Annotated in this window: 1 protein-coding gene; it reads left to right on the top strand. The window is 44.7% G+C overall.

Features of this window, described 5'->3' with window-relative positions:
* A partial coding sequence (locus NNL21_RS36125) for an IS3 family transposase (RefSeq protein ID WP_256555735.1) occupies window positions 1-579 on the top strand: 579 nt, incomplete at both ends.

Here is a 579-nt window from a genome sequence, read left to right as displayed (position 1 = left end):
AAGGTAAAAGGAATCCAATCCGTTATTCGCAGGAAGAAAAAGAAATATGCGCGTTCCACTCCGCAGCAGGTGGCCGAGAACTTGTTAAATCGTGAGTTTCAAGCAACCGCACCCAATGAGAAGTGGCTCACTGATGTGACCGAATTTAAATACGGACAGGGTCAGAAAGCGTATTTAAGCGCTATTCTCGATCTTCATGATAAATCCATCGTCTCCTATGTACTGGGACGTTCCAATAACAATCCACTGGTATTCCAGACGTTAAAACTAGCCTTGCAGGCTGCACCAGGAAGCAAGCCTATGCTACATAGCGACAGGGGATTCCAATACACATCACTGGACTTCAAATTGCTCCTGGACGAAAACAAGCTGACTCAGAGTATGTCCCGAGTCGGGCGGTGTATTGATAACGGTCCAATGGAATCGTTTTGGGGGACCCTAAAATGCGAGAAGTATTATTTGCACACTTACCATACCTTTGAAGAGCTCAAGAGAGACATTAAAGCCTTCATCGATTTTTATAATTTCGAACGATTACAAGCGAAATTAAACGGCCTCAGTCCGATGGAATTCAGGACC

It is taken from the genome of Paenibacillus mendelii (genome assembly GCF_024498075.1).
GTDB lineage: Bacteria > Bacillota > Bacilli > Paenibacillales > Paenibacillaceae > Paenibacillus_Z > Paenibacillus_Z mendelii.
The sequence above is the reverse complement of the archived record's forward strand: the minus strand, read 5'-3'. Positions and strand labels throughout refer to the sequence as shown.